The sequence below is a fragment of the Vibrio sp. 2134-1 genome, from assembly GCF_033339495.1.
This window is the reverse complement of sequence record NZ_JAWOUS010000756.1, coordinates 1-570: the sequence shown is the minus strand read 5'-3', so window position 1 is coordinate 570 and position 570 is coordinate 1. Positions and strand designations below refer to the sequence as shown.

Genomic DNA, 570 nt, shown 5'->3' with positions numbered 1-570 from the left:
GCTCCGCATCATCATGGTCAACCAAGAGTTTGAAAACATGATGGGTTATTCTACCGAACAAGTGAAAGGCTCGAATGCCCACAGCCTGATTTTGCTTCCTGAAGACCTCGAAGAGACGCTAAACATTTGGAATAAGTTAGGGCGCGAGAATGTTTGGGAAGGCGAAGTACGCTGCCGTACCCAATTGAATCATGTGTTTACGGCGATCATGCGTATCCAAGCGAACTTAACAAAGTCCGGTAAAATCAGCTATTACATCACTTCGCTGGTGGATATTTCTGAACGTAAAGCGTTGGAAGAGCAGCTGCGCAACTTAAGTGAGAAAGACGGTTTGACTGGACTGTGGAACCGCAGAAAGTTTGAAGAACAATTAACCCACTACGCGAATATTGTAGAACGTTATCCTGATACACCGACGACGTGTTTGGCTTTGTTTGATATTGACCACTTTAAGCGCATTAACGATGAACGCGGTCACGATGAAGGGGATAAAGTCATTTGTAGCGTCGCAGAAACGTTACTACGTGAAGTACGCACTACGGATTTTGTTTCTCGTGTTGGTGGTGAGGA

At 45.3% G+C, this 570-nt stretch carries 1 protein-coding gene; it reads left to right on the top strand.

From position 1 onward, the window contains the following. Window positions 1-570: diguanylate cyclase (locus tag R7R78_RS28355; protein WP_225474880.1), on the top strand; the 570-nt coding region annotated here is incomplete at both ends.